At 71.3% G+C, this 18,301-nt stretch carries 14 protein-coding genes and 1 pseudogene; 11 read left to right on the top strand and 4 right to left on the bottom strand.

The window, feature by feature from the left end; translation table 11 throughout:
- Positions 1 to 25: 25 nt before the first annotated feature.
- Positions 26 to 1,339, bottom strand: coding sequence for an SWIM zinc finger family protein (locus ACGFSA_RS01655; protein ID WP_393298066.1), 1,314 nt, complete (start codon positions 1,337 to 1,339; stop codon positions 26 to 28).
- Complete coding sequence (locus ACGFSA_RS01660) at positions 1,336 to 4,236, bottom strand: DEAD/DEAH box helicase (RefSeq protein ID WP_393298069.1); 2,901 nt, start codon at positions 4,234 to 4,236, stop codon at positions 1,336 to 1,338. Before ACGFSA_RS01660 ends, ACGFSA_RS01655 begins: the two co-directional genes overlap by 4 nt.
- A gap of 238 nt (positions 4,237 to 4,474) precedes the next feature.
- Here ACGFSA_RS01660 and ACGFSA_RS01665 point away from each other — a divergent pair, with 238 nt between their 5' ends.
- Positions 4,475 to 6,631: a hypothetical protein gene (locus ACGFSA_RS01665; protein WP_393298072.1), complete on the top strand. Its 2,157-nt coding sequence runs from the start codon at positions 4,475 to 4,477 to the stop codon at positions 6,629 to 6,631.
- 49 nt (positions 6,632 to 6,680) lie between these two features.
- On the opposite strand, the pseudogene ACGFSA_RS01670 reads toward ACGFSA_RS01665, so the two are convergent.
- Positions 6,681 to 7,121, bottom strand: a pseudogene (locus tag ACGFSA_RS01670) (aminotransferase class I/II-fold pyridoxal phosphate-dependent enzyme); the annotation flags it as partial.
- A 173-nt stretch (positions 7,122 to 7,294) separates the two neighbouring features.
- Here ACGFSA_RS01670 and ACGFSA_RS01675 point away from each other — a divergent pair.
- Together ACGFSA_RS01675 and ACGFSA_RS01680 are read left to right on the top strand one after the other, a co-directional pair.
- Entirely contained in the window at positions 7,295 to 7,849 is a 555-nt protein-coding gene (locus ACGFSA_RS01675; RefSeq protein WP_393298075.1) for a Uma2 family endonuclease, read from the top strand.
- Positions 7,850 to 8,247: 398 nt separating this feature from the next.
- Positions 8,248 to 8,895: a UPF0158 family protein gene (locus tag ACGFSA_RS01680; RefSeq protein ID WP_393298077.1), complete on the top strand. Its 648-nt coding sequence runs from the start codon at positions 8,248 to 8,250 to the stop codon at positions 8,893 to 8,895.
- Between the two features lie 222 nt (positions 8,896 to 9,117).
- Here ACGFSA_RS01680 and ACGFSA_RS01685 read toward each other — a convergent pair whose 3' ends face one another.
- On the bottom strand, positions 9,118 to 10,299 hold the full coding sequence (locus ACGFSA_RS01685; RefSeq protein ID WP_393298081.1) for a pyridoxal phosphate-dependent aminotransferase: 1,182 nt from the start codon (positions 10,297 to 10,299) through the stop codon (positions 9,118 to 9,120).
- Between the two features lie 138 nt (positions 10,300 to 10,437).
- Here ACGFSA_RS01685 and ACGFSA_RS01690 point away from each other — a divergent pair, with 138 nt between their 5' ends.
- The 8 genes from ACGFSA_RS01690 (at position 10,438) to ACGFSA_RS01725 (ending at position 18,217) form a co-directional block, all read left to right on the top strand.
- Positions 10,438 to 10,740, top strand: coding sequence for a hypothetical protein (locus tag ACGFSA_RS01690; protein ID WP_393298084.1), 303 nt, complete (start codon positions 10,438 to 10,440; stop codon positions 10,738 to 10,740).
- A gap of 306 nt (positions 10,741 to 11,046) precedes the next feature.
- On the top strand, positions 11,047 to 11,568 hold the full coding sequence (locus ACGFSA_RS01695) for a DUF2617 family protein (protein WP_393298087.1): 522 nt from the start codon (positions 11,047 to 11,049) through the stop codon (positions 11,566 to 11,568).
- A gap of 84 nt (positions 11,569 to 11,652) precedes the next feature.
- Positions 11,653 to 13,263, top strand: coding sequence for a polyamine aminopropyltransferase (locus ACGFSA_RS01700; RefSeq protein ID WP_393298090.1), 1,611 nt, complete (start codon positions 11,653 to 11,655; stop codon positions 13,261 to 13,263).
- A 120-nt stretch (positions 13,264 to 13,383) separates the two neighbouring features.
- Positions 13,384 to 14,286: an SRPBCC domain-containing protein gene (locus ACGFSA_RS01705; protein ID WP_393298093.1), complete on the top strand. Its 903-nt coding sequence runs from the start codon at positions 13,384 to 13,386 to the stop codon at positions 14,284 to 14,286.
- Positions 14,287 to 14,307: 21 nt separating this feature from the next.
- Positions 14,308 to 15,108 (top strand): aldose 1-epimerase, encoded by an 801-nt coding sequence (locus ACGFSA_RS01710; RefSeq protein ID WP_393298096.1) that lies wholly within the window; start codon positions 14,308 to 14,310, stop codon positions 15,106 to 15,108.
- Positions 15,109 to 15,183: 75 nt separating this feature from the next.
- Entirely contained in the window at positions 15,184 to 15,723 is a 540-nt protein-coding gene (pyrE, locus tag ACGFSA_RS01715; RefSeq protein ID WP_393298099.1) for an orotate phosphoribosyltransferase, read from the top strand.
- Positions 15,724 to 15,936: 213 nt separating this feature from the next.
- Positions 15,937 to 16,968, top strand: coding sequence for a class II fructose-bisphosphate aldolase (fbaA, locus tag ACGFSA_RS01720; protein ID WP_037690726.1), 1,032 nt, complete (start codon positions 15,937 to 15,939; stop codon positions 16,966 to 16,968).
- Positions 16,969 to 17,056: 88 nt separating this feature from the next.
- On the top strand, positions 17,057 to 18,217 hold the full coding sequence (locus ACGFSA_RS01725; protein WP_393298102.1) for a MalY/PatB family protein: 1,161 nt from the start codon (positions 17,057 to 17,059) through the stop codon (positions 18,215 to 18,217).
- The last annotated feature ends 84 nt before the right edge of the window (positions 18,218 to 18,301 follow it).

Here is an 18,301-nt window from a genome sequence, read left to right on the forward strand (position 1 = left end):
TACACCTATGTGCATCCGGTGCGGGTCAGGTTGCGAGGAGGGCGGTCAGGACGACGGCGGGGTCGGCGTCGGGTGGTCCGGCCGGCCACCAAGTGCCTTGGTCCTTGGTGTACGGGTACCACAGTCCATCGCATCCCAGGCGCAGCTGGGCAGCGTGGCCCTCGACGGTCCAGCGGTTGCGCCAGGAGCGGAGCCGGGGTGGTCGGCCGTCGGCCCAGTCCGCGCGCAGCGCCTCGCGGGCACGCTCCAGGCGCGAGGCGGGCGGGTCCCAGGGGCTTTCCAGTACGTCCAGGGCTGCCGCGCCGCCGTGCCGCCACGCACGGGTGGCGGCTGCGAGCTCGCCGGGGGTGCGGCCGCAGTTCGAGGCGAGCCTGGCGAAGACGTCCGTGGTGGGGTGAGTGGCGGCGAGGCGGACGGCGTCCTGCCATTCGGTGAGCGGGGCGGGTGGGGCGGTGTCGGCGTGCCGCGCGCCGAGAGCTCCGGCGAGGAGGTGGTAGGCACGCGTCGCGGTGTCGGCGGCGAGCAGTTCCAGAGCGGCCGGGTCCAGACCGGGCTCCGGGACGGCGGAATCCACCAGTGCCGGGCCGTGGCCGGGCCGATCGGGGAGCGGCGGGGGGCCGGGCAGGGGCGGTAGCGCGGTACGGGAGGCGAAGGCGGGCCCGGCTGGATCACCGGGCCGGGCCGGGAGCGCGGCCGGGCTTGCGCCTGCGGTCGCTGCGGACGCGGCGGCTTCGGCGGAGGCGCGGGCGGTGTTGCGGCGGCCGAGCTCGTCCATCAGCTCCCGCTCGCTGCGACCCCGCAGGAGCAGCAGCACGAAGGGGTCGCGGTCCAGGAGTCGGGCGACCTGGTAGCAGAGGGCGGCGGCGTGTTTGCAGGGGTAGCCCCAGTCGGGGCAGCTGCACTCGGGGTCGAGGTCCCGGGGGCCGGGCAGCAGCGGGACGCCGGCGGCTGCGGCGTCGTCGGCGAGCTCGGCGGGCATCTCGCCGTCCAGCAGTGCGGCGATGTTGGCGGCCCGCTCGGCGATCATGTCGAGCAGCTGGTCCCACTGCCGGTCCGTCAGCTGCTCGACCTGGACCGTGGAGCGGTACGGGGTGCGGCGGCTGCCCTGTACCGGGGCGGCGGCTGAGCCGGGGGCGACGGTGACCGGTCCGACCGCGCCGCCGCGCGCGTAGGTCCGGCCGCGCGAAAGGCGGCCGGAGTCCAGGGAGGACTCCTCCAGGGAGCGCAGCCATTCGCGGCCCCACCAGGACTCGGCGAAGGGCGCGCGGCTGCCCTTGGCGGGCGGGAGTGCCTCGAAGGTACGGGCGGCCGACTTGCCCGGCCTGTTACGCCTGGTCATCGTCCCGTCCTTCGCAGTGTGACCAGTTCGGCCAGTTCGCTGTCGCTCAGTTCGCTGAAGGCCGCCTCGCCCGAGCCGAGCACCGAGTCGGCCAGTTCCCGCTTCTGGCGGAGCATTTCGGCGACCCGGTCCTCCACGGTGCCCTCGGCGATCAGCTTGTGTACCTGGACCGGCTGGGTCTGTCCGATCCGGTAGGCACGGTCGGTGGCCTGGTCCTCCACGGCCGGGTTCCACCAGCGGTCGTAGTGGATGACGTGTCCGGCCCGGGTCAGGTTCAGACCCGTCCCGGCGGCTTTGAGGGACAGCAGGAACACCTTCTTCTCGCCGGTCTGGAAGGCGTCGACCATCTCCTCGCGGCGTTTGACCGTGGTGCCTCCGTGCAGGAACAGGGTGTCCACGCCGCGGTCGGCCAGGTGGCGCTCGATCAGCGCGCCCATGGCCACGTACTGGGTGAAGACCAGGGCCGACCCGTCCTCGGCCAGGACGGTGTCCAGGAGTTCGTCCAGGAGTTCCAGTTTCCCCGAGCGGCCCGGAAGCTTGGCGCCCGCGGGTTCCTTCAGGAACTGCGCGGGATGGTTGCAGACCTGTTTCAGGCCGGTGAGGAGCTTCATCACCAGGCCGCGCCGGGCGATGCCCTGCCTTTCCCCGATCTCGGCCATGAGTTCGCGTACCAGCGCCTCGTACAGCGAGACCTGTTCCTTCGTCAGGGACACCGGCTGGTCGGTCTCGGTCTTGGGTGGCAGTTCGGGCGCGATGCCGGGGTCGGACTTGCGTCGGCGCAGCAGGAAAGGGCGGACCAGCGCGGCGAGCCGCCGGGCGGCCTGTTCGTCGCGGTCGCCCTCGACGGCCGTGGCGTAGCGGTCACGGAAGGAGGTGAGCGTGCCGAGCAGGCCGGGGGTGGTCCAGTCGAGCAGTGACCACAGTTCGGACAGGTTGTTCTCGACCGGGGTGCCGGTCAGCGCGACCCGCCCCCGCGAGGGGATCTGGCGCAGGGCCTGGGCGGTGAGCGCGTGCGGGTTCTTGACGTGCTGGGCCTCGTCGGCGACGAGCAGTCCCCAGGGCTGCCCGGTGAGGCGTTCGGCGTCGCGGCGCATGGTCCCGTACGTGGTCAGGACGAAGCCGCCGTCCGCACCGCCGTCGAGGCCGGCCAGGTCGCGGCCGGGGCCGTGGAAGCGGCGCACCGGGGTCGCCGGTGCGAAGCGCTGAATCTCGCGCTCCCAGTTGCCGAGCAGCGAGGCGGGGCAGACCACCAGGGTGGGGCCGGCGGTGGCTTTCTGTTCCTGGCGACGCAGGTGGAGAGCGATCAGAGTGACGGTCTTGCCCAGGCCCATGTCGTCGGCGAGGCAGCCGCCCAGGCCGAGCGAGGTCATCCGGTGCAGCCAGTTCAGGCCGCGCAGCTGGTAGTCACGCAGGGTCGCGGCCAGGGCTTTCGGCGGCCCCTGAGGCTCGCGCGCGGCGCGGGCCTCGGGGTCGGCGATCCGGGAGCGCAGCTCCTCCAGTACGCCGCTCGCAGTGACCGCCACCTGTTCGCCGTCCACCTCGACGCTGCCGGTCAGCGCGGCACCCAGGGCGTCGATCGCGGTGAGCGAGGTCGTCCTGGACTGCGCGGCCCGTCGCAGTCGGCGGACCAGCTCCGGGTCCACGACCACCCACTGGTCGCGCAGCCGCACGATCGGCCGGTGCGCCTGGACCAGCCGTTCCAGCTCCTCCTCGGTGAGTTCCCGGTCCCCGAGGGCGACCCGCCAGCGGAAGTCCAGCAAGCCGCCGGAGGACAGGAAGGACTCGGCCGAGGACTGCGTCCCCTGGCGACGTACGGGTTCCAGGACGCCGGAGGCGGTCAGCTCGCGTACCAGCTCCTTGGGCCAGTGCACGGCGACGCCGGCGGTGGCAAGGCTTTCGGCCGCGTCGCCCAGCAGAGACTGGGCCTCCTCGTCGGACAGCTCCAGACCGGCCGGGGCGGCGGAGTCCAGCATCCGTCCGGCCGGAGGCCAGGCGCGGGCGGCCCGGCGCAGCGTCAGCAGTGTGTCCACCTTGGCCCGTGGGCCGAACAGCTCGGGAGTGGTGGCCCTGCCGGACCACAGGTCCGCGGCGTCGGCGAGCACCGTGGGATCGGCCAGGCTGCGCAATTGGACCACGGCCCGGAAGGAGTCCGCGCGGCCCAGTTCCAGCCGCAGCGACACCGCCAGGCCTGCGTCGCGACCGGCGGCGACTTCTGCCGCCCAGCCTCGCTGCTCGGGCACGGACTGCGGAGCCCGGACCGCGAACGCCGGTCCGCCGGTCACCTGGCGGGCGGTGGGAGGGCGGGCGAGGGAATCGGCCACGGCGTCCAGGAAGGCCCGCAGCAGCGGCTCGGCCGCCGGAAGCGCAAGGGGGGAGACTCCGGGGACCGCGACCGCGCGGGCCCAGGGAGGCATGGCGGCGGCCAGGGAAGCCAGTCGCTCGTGGTCCTCGGTGTCCAGCGGGCCGACCCGCCACGCGTCAAATCCTTCTGGCGACACCCCGGGCAGCATCCGGCCCCGGGCGAGCAGACGCAATCCCAGCAGGGCCGCTGTGCCCCAGAACGCGGTACCGGCCGACGCCCGCCCGCTGCCGTCCGCACCGAGTACCCGGCAGCGGGTCAGCAGCGGCAGTGCCTGCTCAACCGGCAGCAGCACGGCGACCACCCGCGCCCGGCGCACGGACGAACCGTGCGGGCGAACCACGGTGAGTTCCTCGGGTTCCACCCCGAGGTCCGGCGGCTCACTCCCGGGTGTCCAGAACGCCATCCGTCCCATCCGGGGCGGGTCCGCGGGAAGGAACACCGCCTCGCCCAGGGCGAGCTTCGGCAACCAAGCGAACATCCGTTCCCGGTCTGGAGCCGCCGACTCGGGTTCTGCCGACGGGTATACCTTCGCCATCACGCCCACTCCTGGCACAGGCTCCTGCAACTGTTCGGGAGGGCGCGGGTAGTCCGCGAGCCCTCGATGGGCCAAGGCTATCCGCGCAGACGGACAGCGCGTGCCAGAAGTGCTTCGCCCACTCGGCGCAGTGCGGAAAGATGTCACCGGCACCCACCAGGGACGGCTGCGACACCTTTGCGGTCGCAGCCCCTTACCGGTGCCGGAATCCGTCTCCGCCTTGAAGGAAACCTTCGCCGTGACCACCGAGCCCGTGCCGACCTACCAGTTGAAGATCGCCCTGCGAGACACCAGCCCGCCGATCTGGCGCCGGGTTACCCTGCCCGCCGACACCTCGCTCGGCTGCCTGCACGACATCATCCAGACGTGCTTCGGCTGGGACGACTCGCACCTGCATTTCTTCACCGAACCTGCCTCCGGCCGCCAATTCGTCGACTTCGACGGACCGTTGGACCGCGATCCTTTCCGCGACGCCGACGAGGAGTCCGTGACCGTGGCTGAGGTACTGCCCTACGAAAGCGGTCGGCTGGAGTACACCTACGACTTCGGCGACGACTGGCGGCACCAGATCACCCTGGAGAAGACCCTCCCCGCGTCCACCCCTCACCGACGCGTCCGCTGCACCGGTGGGCGCCGCGCCATGCCCTACGCCGAGGACATCGGCGGCGCCTGGGGGCTGCAAACCGTACTCGACGCCGTCGCGGACCGTGGTGCACCGGCCCCCGAACCGTGGACCGACCTGGTCGAAACCTTGCGCGAGGAGGGGTTCGACCCCGTCCGCTTCGACCGCGACGCCCTGGACCAGGAACTGGCCGGACTGGACCCGCGGTCGCCCACGGCCACCCCGGCACCAGGGCCGGCTGAAGCCGCCTCCAGCGGGCGGCACTGCTCCTGCGGTGAGGTCCACGACGACGAGAACCTGGACATGGAGTTCGTCCCGGTGCGACCCGTCTCCCTGGCACCGCGCGCGGAGCTCGCCGCCGCCGCCCGGCAGGTGACGCTGATCGCCTCCGCGCTCCGCCTGGCCCACTGGTGTCAGGGCGGACGAGCCGTCACGTCCAGGGGCATGCTCAAGCCCGCACTGGGCCGCCTGGCTGTCGAAGAACTCGAGCTGTGGGCCCAGGACGACGAACTGAGCGCACTCCGGCCCGCAGAGCGCGACAAGCGGCTGGCCCGCCTGCGCAGCTCCGGCGACCTGCCGTGCCTGGACGGCCCCTGGCAGCTCGCTCTGTACACGGACCTGGTGAAGATCAGCGCAGGCACCGCCCGTCCCGGTGCTGGCCTGCCTGCCACCGCGGGAGACGAGGGAGTGTTGAAGATCTGGTGCCAGGCACTCGAGGACGAACTCGACGCCCTGAACGATCTCGGGAATCTCGGTCTGCCTCCGATGCTGCTGGCCGCGCTGGGCATGCAGGCCGAGGACGGCGACGGCTTGGCAGCGGTGGTCCTGCGGGCACTGTACGAGGTTCCCGACGGCGAATGGCTGGACACGGTGCTGCTCGTCGGCGCACTCCGCGAGGGCCTCCCGAAGCAGGAGGCGCGACTGATCGAGCTGCTCCTCCTGCAGATCCTCGACCAGGCGGCCCCTGTCCTCGCCGAGTACCGGGCAGCGGAGGTCGAGACCGGCCCGGAGACGAGCCGGCAGCGCGATCACATTCTTCTTCTTCTCGACAGTCTCGGCGACGAGGCGAGCACCGAGGACAGCGACGGCACTCCGCCGGCCGGGGCGCGGCTCAGGCTCACGCCACTGGGACGCCACGGACTGCGCGAGTACCTGCTCGCCGAGGGATTCCACGCTCCACTGATCGGCGAACTGGCCGATGTCGACGCCCCGACGCTGCTGGACGCCCTGCTCGACTATGACCAGGACGCCGCCCACTCCGAGATCACCGGATGGATCAGCCATCGGGGCCAGGGCCCGTCCGCTGTCCAGCTCATCGACGCCTGCGCCGGGTTGGAAGCCGATGCGGCCCTCCGCCGCCTGGCCGCCGCGCCGGTGCTCGCAGAACTCGATGAGCCCAGAGCGCTCGCCGTCCTGCGCAAAGCCGCGGCCTCCCAGGTCCCTGGCTGCGCCGAGACCGCGGCGATCGCGCTGGTCGGCCGCGGTGAGATCCCTGAGGGTCACGGTCGGGAACTCCAGCTATGGGGGCTCGTGGACCACCTGTGGGGCCCGCTGGGCGTAGCGGACGAGGCGCTTGCCGTGTTTCTGGACCAGGAGGAGGACTTGGTGCTGCCCCTCCTGGAGCAGGCCGCCGACGATCTGTGGCGCTGCGACCACCCCGCCACCGGGGCCGTCCTGGAAGCGGCAGGGCAACAGCTGAGGGCCCGGGACAAGGTGCTGGCCAAGCGGCTGCGCAGGTCCGCGACCAAGGTCGGAGCTCAGCGCCGACGATGAAGTCGAACCCGCGCGGAGGAATGCAACGACCGGCCCCGTAGGACGGCGGTCAGTGCGCGAATGCCGTGCGGAGCCGTTCCGCCGCGTCCACCAGCACCTCGGTGCGTTTGCAGAATGCGAACCGAACATAGGGGGCACCCGCCTCCGTGTGGTCGTAGAAGACCGCGTTGGGGATCGCGACCACGCCTGCGCGCTGCGGGAGGGAGCGGCAGAAGGCGGCGCCGTCGCTCTCGCCGAGCGGGCGGATGTCGGTCGTGATGAAGTACGTCCCGGCCGGCCGGAAGACCCGGAAGCCGGCGTCGGCGAGTGCCGCGCTCAAGAGGTCCCGCTTGGCCCGCAGGTCCTTGCGGAAGGCGGTGAAGTACGCGTCGGGCAGCCGCAGGGCCTCAGCGACGGCGTATTGGAAGGGGCCGGAGGCGACATAGGTCAGGAACTGCTTCGCCGAGCGGACGGCGGCAATGAGCTCGGGGGCGTCGGTAACCCAGCCGACACCTCGTTGGCCTACCTGTTCCTATGTCGTGCGACAGGCCCCGCTGCGGATCTCCGGCACCGGCGGTGAGCGGGCCGCCCAGCCTGTCCGGACCGGTCTGCCGGCCGTACCGACGGGCTCGGTGACGCGGCACTGTCCGTCGTATCCTGACCACACACGGGAAGGAGCCGTCCATGAGCGTCGACGCGATCGTGCACACCGAGTTCCCCAAGGGGTACACGGTCCTGTTCGGGGCCGACGGAAAGGTGATCATGACCCCGCAGAGCGAAGAGCACTCCAGCACCATCAGGTCGATGCAGATCGACTCCGCTCTTGCCCTCGGCCGTCACGCGAAGGTCACCTCCGACGTCTACATCGACTTCCCCGCCGACGAGAACTCCGCCCCCGACCTCGCGATCCTGCGCGAGGACGCACGCAAGGAAGGCAAGCGCTACAGCTTCGAGGACGTCCTGCTGATCTCCGAGGTCGTCTCGACCTCTTCCGCACGCAAGGACTACGACGACTGCACCGCGAAGTACGGCCGCTACGGAATCCCGATCTACCTGGTCGTGGACCCCTACGCCCAGGAAGTCGTCCTTCACACCCAGCCGACCGCCACCGGTTACATCGCCGCACACACCCACAAGTACGGCACGGGCAAGCTCCCCATCCCCCTGGCCGACGGCCGCACCTTCTCCCTCGACCTCGACGAACTCCCGCGCCCGGATCCCGAGGCGGACGCCCGCTGACGAGGGACTCCCCGCTGGCCAGGCCCGTGCCGTCGGCACCGCCGTCGCCGGACGTGGTCGTTCCTGGTCGGGGCAGCCGGCCGGGATGGCCTGGCCTTTCGTCGATCGGGACCGGCCAGGAGGGGCGTGCCGTTCTGTGCAGTGAGTCCGTGCGACGAAGTCCGGTTCGCCGCAAGGAGGTTCGAAGCCGCGTTTGCTGCGGGCGACAACCACCACGTACTGCCCTGAGGTAGCGGGCCCGCTCGTCCTCGGCCGAGTTGCCGGCCCCGGTTCGGCGATAGCGTGGCACGGCAACGACTGCTGCAGACAGGTGGACGAGATTTCATGCGGATGCTGTTCGAACCTGAGGCCGAGGAGGAGTTCGAGGCGGCGTGTGGGCTGCGTTGCGTCGTGGACCCGTGCGTGAGGTGCTGCAGCTGGCCGGCGATGGTGTGGCCGGGGCCGCGGCGCAGGGCCTGCCGGGGGCTGCGGAGATGGCGGCCTTGTTTCTCGGCGCGCTCCAGGAGCGCGGCTTCCGGGGCGATGAGGAGCTGGCGGACCGGTTGCGCGCGGCCACGGGAGACGTGGCGATCCCCCTCCTGCGCCCGCTCGCGGTCGATCTGGAGATGCTCGCCATGCTGCTGGAGGGCGACCCGGCCGAGTCCGGTGGCCGGATCGATCTGTCCACCGGGGAGTGCCGGCCTGCGTTCACCGATGAGCTGGGGCCTGGGCCCGAGGCCGAGGAGGACGACGATCCCGAGCGATGGCTGTACGTTCCGGCTCTGGGGTCCCGGGCCGGTTACCGGGACATGGAGCTGTTCATCGAAGAGGTCGAGGACGCCGCCCTTGCCGACAGGCTGCGGATCGCCATCGGTGGGCGGGGCGCCTTCCGGCGCTTCAAGGACGTCCTCGCTGGTGACGAGCGCTCCTGGAGCCGGTACCACCGGTTCCGCGATGAGCGACAGCGCGGCCGGGCCCGCGTCTGGCTGGCCGAGGAGGGCTACTGCCCGCACATCACCTTCTTCGTAGAGTCCAGCTCGGGTTCGTGTCCTTCGGGGCCGGTATGACTCTTTGCTGCCCCTGTCCTGCATGATCCGGGGGCGCTGTCACCGGGCCTAGCGGCGCCGGTTGATCGCTGATGGAAGCGTGTCCGCCGACAGGCGGGCTGCGTGATATGACTGCCGATCACCGGTGTCCCGGTCGACCAGGCGGCAGTCGAGTGCGGGTTCGCGGCGGCTCGGAGCAACCAGGCCGTGTGGCCGGTACATTTGCTGGTACGGCTGTGGCTGTTAGGCGGCCAGCGCCTTGAGTCGGGAGGCCGCCTCCTCCAGCACGCCTGTCCGCTTGCAGAACGCGAAGCGGACAAAGGGTGCGCCCTGCTGACGGTGGTCGTAGAAGACCGCGTTGGGGATCGCGACCACCCCGCAGCGCTCCGGCAGCGCACGGCAGAAGGTGAAACCGTCGCTCTCACCAAGGGGCCGGATGTCGGTGGTGATGAAGTACGTGCCGGCCGGGCGGAAGACCTTGAAGCCCGCCCGCTCCAGGCCGCCCGCGAGCAGGTCCCGTTTGGCCAGCATGTCCGCGCGGAAGTCCACGAAGTACGAGTCGGGCAGGCGCAGGGCCTCGGCCACGGCGTATTGGAAGGGCCCGGAGGCGACATACGTCAGGAACTGTTTGGCCGAGCGGACTGCGGCGACGAGATCGGGGGCGCCGGTAACCCAGCCGACCTTCCACCCGGTGAAGGAGAAGGTCTTGCCCGCGGAGCCGATGGTCACGGTCCGCTCGCGCATGCCCGGGAAGCCCGCGATCGGCAGGTGGGTGCCCTCGAAGACCAGATGCTCGTACACCTCGTCGGTGACGACGAGGAGGTCCCGCTCGCAGGCGAGTGCGGCGATCGCCGCCAGCTCCTCGCGGGTCAGGACGGTGCCGGTCGGATTGTGCGGGGTGTTGAGGAGGATCAGCCGGGTGCGGGAGGTGACGGCGGCGCGCAGCTCGTCGAGGTCGAGCCGGTACGTACCGTTGTCCGCGTCCGGGTGCAGGGTGACCGGGACGCGGGTGCCGCCGGCCATGGCGATGCAGGCGGCATAGGAGTCGTAGTACGGCTCCAGGGCGATGACCTCGTCGCCGGCTTCCACCAGGGCGAGCAGGGCGGCGGCGATGGCCTCGGTGGCGCCCGCCGTGACGAGGACCTCGGAGTCGGGGTCGTACGCGAGTCCGTACCTCCGCTGCTGGTGGTCGGCGATCGCGGTGCGCAGTTCCGGGACGCCGGGGCCCGGCGGGTACTGGTTGCCGTGCCCGGCGCGCAGCGCGCGGACCGCGGCCTCCCGGATCACTTCGGGGCCGTCGGTGTCGGGGAAGCCCTGGCCGAGGTTGATGGAGCCGGTCCGTACGGCCAGCGCCGACATCTCCGCGAAGATCGTCGTGCCGAACTCGGCGAGGCGGCGGTTGAGCAGCGGTCGTCCCTGTGTCATGCCCGCCATCCTGGGCCGAAGCTCTGGAGTTGCTCAAGTCCGCTTTGGCTCCGCGGGGCCGAGGGCATCCTCCACTCACGCGAGAGGCGGTGTGAAGCGGGGGACCTCGCTTCGGGGGACGGAAGGGGCGTGAGGTCGATGAGGATTTCTCCTGATGTGCTGATCGGGGTCGTGGTCGTCGGGTTCGTCGTGGTGTTGCTGCTGGCGGTGGCGGCCAACCGGAGGTCGGGCCGGGTGCGCAGCGGGCGGCGCCGCGCGGGCAGTGACGCGGGCAGTGGCGCGGCCGCCGGTGGCGGCTGGTGGGCGGCCGGCGACGGCGCTGGCGGTGGCTCGTCCTGCGGAAGCGGCGGCCACTCCGGCGGCCACTCGTGCGGCGGGGGCTCCTCGTGCGGCGGCGGCTCTTCGTGCGGCGGCGGGGGCGGATGCGGCGGAGGCAGCTGACACGGGGCAGCTGGTCCGCGTGGTGAAGGTGCCCGGCGGGTGAACTCCCGCCGGGCACCTTTTTGTTGGGCCGCGCAGCGCGTTTGCGGTGAACAGTTGAACCGTCGGGCCCCCGAGGGGATGGAAACCGCGTCAAGTTGGGCAAAAACGCTGTGGACGCGGCGTACTTCATGATTCCCTCGTTGGAGAGAACATTCAGCCCTCGGACCCCAGTTGGACCTGATCGGGCGCTCCCCACCCCCACGTGCGTCGTTACGGGGGGCGTCCCCTGTCCATGTATCCATGCGTGTTTTGCGGAGCCGACCCATGCTCACGACCCTCCAGACGGCCTATTCCGACACCCGTGCCGCCGACCTGGCCTGGGCGCTGGGGCGTGAACCGCTCCCAGCCCTGGCCGTGCTCGACCTCGAGCTCGACGGGGCCCGATTGCAGCTGCGTCTGCTCGGCGCCTCCCACCAGGTGCTTCTCGAAGAGGACGGCGGTACCTGTTCCGAAACGGTCGCCTGTATCCCCGGCAGCTCCCCGCCGCTGCCGCTCGGCGTCGCCGAACGACTCGGTGACTGGGAGTACGAATTCGCGGCGCGCGTCGAGACGCTCTCCGCGGGCTCCTTCGCCGGGCGTGCGCAGGAGATCCTCGCGCTGGTGACCGACCATCCGCACGGCCTCGCAGGTACGTTCCCCGGCAGCCCGCACGCCTTCACCGCCATGCTCGCGCAGCGGTCGGAGGGCCAGGTCCGGTGGCGCACCTGGCACGCGTACCCGCAGGAGGGGCAGTTGGTGGTGACCCGCACCCGAGTGGGAGTGCGGATGCCGGTGGTGGCGCCCTGAATCGCCTCAACTCGGTTGCGTGCACGGCACTTGCACCCTTGTGGGTGACAAGCGGCGACGTCATCGTGACGTAGCGTTCGCATCATGATCGACCAGCAGGTGCAGGTGTCGTTGCGAGGGGGTGCGCCGCGTCTTCCCGTACGACCGCGGACCGGTCGGTTCCTCGTGCTGGCCACAGTTTTCGTCTGCGCCGCCTGCGGGCTGGTCTACGAACTCGAACTGGTCGCTCTCGCCTCCTACTTGACCGGCGATTCCGTCACCCAGACTTCCGTCGTACTCTCCGTGATGGTCTTCGCGATGGGGGTCGGCTCGCTGCTCGCGAAACGTTTACGCAGCCATGCCGCCGTGGGTTTCGGGCTGATCGAGGCGGGTCTCGCACTGATCGGCGGCTGCTCGGCGCTCGTGCTCTACGCGTCGTTCGCGTGGATGGGGGAGTCACGTTTCGCACTGGTCGGGTTCTCGCTCGCCATAGGCATCCTGATCGGCGCGGAGATCCCGCTGCTGATGACGCTGATCCAGCGCGTCGACCGGCAGGACGCGGGCGGGGCGGTCGCGGATCTGTTCGCCGCCGACTACGTGGGTGCGCTGGTCGGCGGACTGGCGTTCCCCTTCCTCCTGCTGCCGGACCTCGGCCAGCTCACCGGGGCGCTGGTCACCGGCACGGTCAACGCGGCGGCGGGCGGGGCGCTGGTGCTGTGGGTGTTCCGGCTGGACCTGACCCGGCGGTCCCGGTGGCTGCTGATCGTCGCCAACGTGACGGTGATCGCCCTGCTGGCCGCCGCCACGGTGCTCGTCGACGACTTCGAGCGGGTGGCCCGGCGTGCGGTGTACGGGGACCGGGTGCGGGTCGCCGTGCAGACCGACGTGCAGGAGGTCGTCCTCACCGGGGCCGGTCGCAGCTCCCTGGATCTTTTCCTGGACGGGCGGCTGCGGGTCAGCGCCCGTGACGAGTACCGGTACCACGAGGCGCTGGTCCATCCGGCGATGAACGGGCGCCATGCCCGGGTGCTGATCCTGGGCGGCGGCGACGGCCTGGCCGCCCGCGAGGTGCTGCGCTACCCGGACGTACGGAGCGTCACGGTCGTCGAGCTCGACCGCGGCGTCACCCGACTGGCCCGTACCGACCCCGCACTCTCCGCGCTGAACGCGCACGCGTACCGCGATCCGCGGCTGACCGCCGTCACCGCGGACGCGTTCACCTGGCTGCGGGAGGCGTCGCACGGCGGCTACGACGTGGTGATCTCCGACCTGCCGGACCCCGGGATCACGGCGAGCACGAAGCTGTACTCGGCGGAGTTCTACGGCCTGGTCACCGAAGCCCTCGCGGCGGGCGGACGGCTGGTGGTGCACGCGGGCCCGCCCGTCGTCCGGCCCCGGACGTTCTGGACGGTCGAGGCGTCCATGAGAGCGGCTGGCCTGCGGACGCGCCCGTACCGCGTCAGCGGGCGTCTCTCCGGCTTCGCGGCGGGCCCGGACCGCACGACGGACGCTGCGCAGGGCCGCCCCGACTGGGGCTTCGTCCTCGCCCGACCGGGCGTGAGACCTCCGGCCCTTCACCTGCCTCCACGCCCGCCGGAACTCCGGTTCCTCACAGAGGGGGAGCTGGCGCGGGCGGCCCGGTATGCGGAGGGCCGACGGCTGCGGGGTCAGGAGCCGTCGACGCTCGTGCATCCGCGGTACTGGGAGGAGCCGTGAGGGCGCGCGCGGCCACGTCCGGTCCGGGGGATCGGAGGTGTGCCGCTCCGGGGGAGAACCCCGCTCTTCCGGGTGCGGAAGCGCTGACGGGGCGGCCGTGCCTGAGTAGGCTCGGTTTCCATGGAGCATGAGGTGTTCGTTCCGGTTCCGGTCCCGTCCCTGCTGCGGACGCTGGGCGACTCGGCCCGTGTCGCGCGCTGCGTGCCGGGCCTCCAGCAGGATGCCGACGTGTCCGCGGGCCCCCTGGCCGGCCGGCTCAAGGTCCGGATCGGCGGCCACACGATCACGTACCGCGGCACGCTGACACCGACCGCACTGCCGGACGGGGCAGGGGTGTCCGTCACCGGTGAGGGCGTGGAGGCGCGGGGCACCGGCTCGGTGAAGCTCGGCCTGACGATCCGCCTGACGGAGACGGACGGTGGCACGACGATCGGGTTCACGGGCACGGCGGGCGGCGAGGGCCGCATCGTGGAGCTGGAACCGGACGCGGCGCTGGCCGCGGCGTACCGGCTGCTGGACCGTTTCACGCAGCAGCTGGTGACCGAGACACTGGCGACGCACGGCGCGGGCGACAAGCCCGAGGGGGCGGCGTCCGACGGAGTGCCCGCCGCCTCCGCGCCGTCCGACGAGGGACCGTCCGGCGAATCGCCGTCCGAGGAGGCACCCTCCGCCGAGGCGCCGTCCGACGGCACGCCCGCTGCCGAGGCACCCTCCGACCGGACACCCCCCGGCACCGGCTCGGTCTTCGAGGCGCCGGTGCCGCCGCCCTCGCTCGACGCCTCCGCGGACATGGGGTTCCCCGTCCCGGAGGGCCCGCCCGCCGAGGCCGCGCACGCGCGCCGGACCATGATCGGGCGCAGCGCCGAGGAGGTCGACCACGCGCCGCCGCGCGGCCGGTACGCCCCCATGCCGTCGCCCGAGTCGACCACCGCGGGCGCCACCCTGCGATGGGTGGTCCCGGCGGCCGCCCTCGCGCTCGCCTCCGCGGTCGTCGTCGGCCGGGCGCTGCGGCGTCGGAGGTAGCGGCGCCAGTAGTGTCGTCGTGTGAGCAGTAGCGAGAAGAACGTCCGGCTGTCCGTCGGCGACGCCGAGTTGATCGTGGACCCCGCCAGCGGCTGCCGCATCAGCAGCCTCCGGATCGGGGGCACCGAACTGCTGCGGCAGGGGGAGCGGTACGGCTGTTTCCCCATGGTGCCGTGGTGCGGGCGGACGGAGAACGGCCGGTTCCACAACGGCGATGTGGCTCACCAGCTGCCGCTGAACTCCCCGCCGCACGCCATCCACGGCACCGGCCGTGACACCGCGTGGCTCACGGCGAAGGAGGGCGGGACCGAGGCCGCGTTCTACTACGACCTGGCCGAGCCGTGGCCGTATCCGGGCCGGGTCACCCAGACCTTCGACCTGGCCGAGGACTCGCTCACGCTCGCGTTCGGCATCGAGACGTACGGGGACTCGTTCCCCGCACAGGCCGGCTGGCACCCCTGGTTCCTGCGCAACCTCGGAACCGGCGGTGACGACGTGCAGATCGGCTTCGACGCCGCCTGGCAGGAGGAGCGGGGCGAGAACCATCTGCCGACCGGCCGCCGGATCCCGCCGCTGCCCGGCCCGTGGGACGACTGCTTCGGGATGCCCGACGGGGTCGACGTGACGCTCACCTGGCCGCAGCAACTGGAACTGAGGGTGAAGAGCCGGTCCGAGTGGGTCGTCGTCTACGACGAGCAGGACGAGGCGGTCTGCGTGGAACCGCAGTCGGGTCCGCCGAACGGACTGAACACCGCGCCGCGCTATGTCACCCCGATCGACCCGCTGGAGATCGTGACGACCTGGAGCTGGCGCAGGCTCTGAGGCGGGCGGCCCTACGGACTCCCCCACGGTCGGGAGCCCACTCCCTGTCGTGGGGAGGCCGTTAAGCTCGTAGCCATGACTGACGTACACGCTGACCTGCTCCAGCAGATCAAGGACAAGGCCGTGGTGCACGGCAAGGTGATCCTTTCCTCGGGTCTCGAAGCCGACTGGTACATCGACCTGCGCCGCATCACGCTGGACGGCGAGGCTGCTCCGATGGTCGGTCAGGTCATGCTGGACGCGACCGCCGAGCTCGACTACGACTGCGTGGGCGGGCTGACCCTGGGCGCCGACCCGGTCGCCACGTCGATGCTGCACGCTGCCGCCGCGCGCGGGGAGCGGATGGACGCGTTCGTCGTCCGCAAGGCGCAGAAGGCGCACGGGATGCAGCGCCGGATCGAGGGCACGGACGTGAAGGGCCGCCGCTGCCTGGTCGTCGAGGACACCTCGACGACCGGCGGTTCGCCGCTGACGGCTGTGGAGGCGGTACGTGAGGCCGGTGGCGAGGTCGTCGCCGTCGCCACGATCGTGGAGCGGGGTGCGGCTCCGGCCATTGCCGAGGCAGGTCTCCCGTACGTCCACGCCTACACGGTGTCGGACCTCGACCTGGCCTGATCACCGGCCTGACCTGCGTTGTTCTTCGAGGGTGGACGGTTTCACGTGAAACCGTCCACCCTCGTCGTATGCCTCCAGCGGCCCGGCCCCAACGCCCAGGGAGTCCGCCGGGTGGAGCCGGAGCGAGAGTCTGGGAAGATGGGGGCGACGATGACGTCGCCCCCAGGTCAGGGAACCAGCAACGCACACCCGCACATCCCAAGGAGCGGACAGATGCCCATCGCAACCCCCGAGGTCTACGCCGAGATGCTCGACCGGGCGAAGGCTGGAAAGTTCGCCTACCCGGCCATCAATGTGACGTCGACCCAGACCCTGCACGCTGCACTGCGCGGCTTCGCGGAGGCGGAGAGCGACGGCATCGTCCAGATCTCCACCGGTGGGGCGGAGTTCCTGGGCGGCCAGTACAACAAGGACATGGTCACGGGCGCCGTTGCCCTCGCCGAGTTCGCGCACATCGTCGCCGCCAAGTACGACATCACGGTCGCGCTGCACACCGACCACTGCCCCAAGGACAAGCTGGACGGCTACGTACGTCCGCTGCTCGACATCTCTGCCGAGCGCGTCGCCAAGGGCCTGAACCCGCTGTTCCAGTCCCACATGTGGGACGGTTCGGCCGAGACTCTCGCCGACAACCTCGCCATCGGCCAGGAGCTGCTGGCCAAGGCCGCCGCCGCCAAGATCATTCTTGAGGTCGAGATCACCCCGACCGGTGGCGAGGAGGACGGCGTCACGCACGAGATCAACGACGAGCTGTACACCACCGTCGACGACGCGCTGCGTACCGCCGAGGCGCTCGGTCTGGGCGAGAAGGGCCGCTACCTGCTGGCCGCGTCCTTCGGCAACGTGCACGGCGTCTACAAGCCGGGCAACGTCGTGCTCCGTCCCGAGCTGCTGAAGGACCTCCAGGAGGGCGTCGGCGCCAAGTACGGCAAGACAGCCGGTAGCCAGCCCTTCGATTTTGTCTTCCACGGCGGCTCCGGCTCCACCGAGCAGGAGATCGCCACCGCGCTGGAGAACGGCGTCGTGAAGATGAACCTCGACACCGACACCCAGTACGCCTTCACCCGCCCGATCGTGGACCACGTGTTCCGCAACTACGACGGTGTGCTGAAGGTCGACGGCGAGGTCGGCAACAAGAAGGTCTACGACCCGCGCAGCTGGGGCAAGTCCGCCGAGGCGGGCATGGCCAAGCGCGTCACGGAGGCCTGCGCAAACCTGCGGTCCACCGGCACGAAGCTGAAGTAGCAGTAGGCACGAACAGGCGCCGTGGGCCCGGTACTCCTTGGGGGTGCCGGGCCCATGGCACGTCCGCGAACGAGCAGAAGGAGCACGGGTGCAGGCGAGCGCACGCTATGACTTCGACACCGTCGTCGACCGCAGGGGCACCTGGTGTGTCCAGTGGGACGGAGTCGCGGACCGGTTCGGGGTCGACGGGCTCCTCCCGTTCACCATCTCCGACATGGACTTCGAGACCGCCCCGGAGGTGCTGTCCGCGCTGCGGACCCGCCTCGACCACGGCGTCCTCGGCTACACCAGCTGGCAGCAGGACGACTTCCGGGCGGCGATAGCGCACTGGTACGGGACCCGGTACGGCACCGAGCTGGACACCAGCCGGCTGGTCTACGCCCCGTCGGTGCTCAGCCAGCTCTCGCAGCTTCTCCAGATGTGGACGGCCGAGGGCGACGGCGTCGTCGTCCACACCCCCACGTACGACGGCTTCCGCAAGGCGATCACCGGTCTCGGCCGGGAGCTGCGAGGCGTGCCGGTGGGCGACACGGAGGCGCTGGAGCGGGAACTGGCGCGCCCCGACGCGAAGGTGCTGGTGCTGTGCTCGCCGCACAACCCGACCGGCCGGGTGTGGACGGAGCCGGAGCTCGTCGAGACGGCGGCGCTGGCGGCGCGCCACGGGGTCGCGGTGATCAGCGACGAGATCCACGCGGACTTCGTGCACGAGGGCCATCGGCATGTGCCGTGGGCGCGCGTGGCGGGCGAGGGCCGCTGGGCGGTGATCTCGTCCGCTTCGAAGGCCTTCAACTTCCCGGCGCTGACCGGCTCGTACGGCATCATCGGCGACCCGGCGGACCGGGCGGAGTTCCTGCGGCGCATGGAGACGGCAGAGGGGCTCGCCTCCCCGGCGGTCCTGTCACTGACCGCGCACATAGCCGCGTACCGGGAAGGCGGGGAGTGGCTGGACGCGGTCCGGGCGTACGTCCGCGACAACCTGGCACTGGTCGCGGAACGTCTGAACACGGCCTTTCCCGAACTGTCCTGGGAACCGCCGCAGGCCGGCTACCTGGCGTGGATCGACCTGCGCCCGCTGGGTGTGGACGACGAGGCGCTGCAGCGGGCGCTGATCGAACGCGAGAAGGTCGCGATCATGCCGGGGGCGGTGTATGGCGCGGAGGGCTTCCTGCGTCTGAACGTGGGGTGCCCGCGCAGCAAGGTGGAGGCGGGTGTCGAGGCGCTGATCAGGGCGCTGGGGGCGGTGCGCTGATCCCGGCGGTGCGGGCGCAGGGCGCTCTGTCCGGCAGGTGCCCGCCCCGGACTGGCCACCTCCCCCCGGACCGGGGATGCTGCT

Source organism: Streptomyces sp. NPDC048496 (genome assembly GCF_043200055.1).
Classification (GTDB): Bacteria; Actinomycetota; Actinomycetes; order Streptomycetales; family Streptomycetaceae; genus Streptomyces.

Coding starts and splice junctions, on each gene's coding strand:
- ACGFSA_RS01695 (WP_393298087.1), top strand. CDS start 11,047: ATGCTCACGACCCTCCAGACGGCCTATTCCGACACCCGTGCCGCCGAC.
- ACGFSA_RS01655 (WP_393298066.1), bottom strand. CDS start 1,339: ATGACCAGGCGTAACAGGCCGGGCAAGTCGGCCGCCCGTACCTTCGAG.
- ACGFSA_RS01690 (WP_393298084.1), top strand. CDS start 10,438: ATGAGGATTTCTCCTGATGTGCTGATCGGGGTCGTGGTCGTCGGGTTC.
- pyrE (WP_393298099.1), top strand. CDS start 15,184: ATGACTGACGTACACGCTGACCTGCTCCAGCAGATCAAGGACAAGGCC.
- ACGFSA_RS01675 (WP_393298075.1), top strand. CDS start 7,295: ATGAGCGTCGACGCGATCGTGCACACCGAGTTCCCCAAGGGGTACACG.
- ACGFSA_RS01685 (WP_393298081.1), bottom strand. CDS start 10,299: ATGACACAGGGACGACCGCTGCTCAACCGCCGCCTCGCCGAGTTCGGC.
- ACGFSA_RS01700 (WP_393298090.1), top strand. CDS start 11,653: ATGATCGACCAGCAGGTGCAGGTGTCGTTGCGAGGGGGTGCGCCGCGT.
- fbaA (WP_037690726.1), top strand. CDS start 15,937: ATGCCCATCGCAACCCCCGAGGTCTACGCCGAGATGCTCGACCGGGCG.
- ACGFSA_RS01660 (WP_393298069.1), bottom strand. CDS start 4,236: ATGGCGAAGGTATACCCGTCGGCAGAACCCGAGTCGGCGGCTCCAGAC.
- ACGFSA_RS01705 (WP_393298093.1), top strand. CDS start 13,384: ATGGAGCATGAGGTGTTCGTTCCGGTTCCGGTCCCGTCCCTGCTGCGG.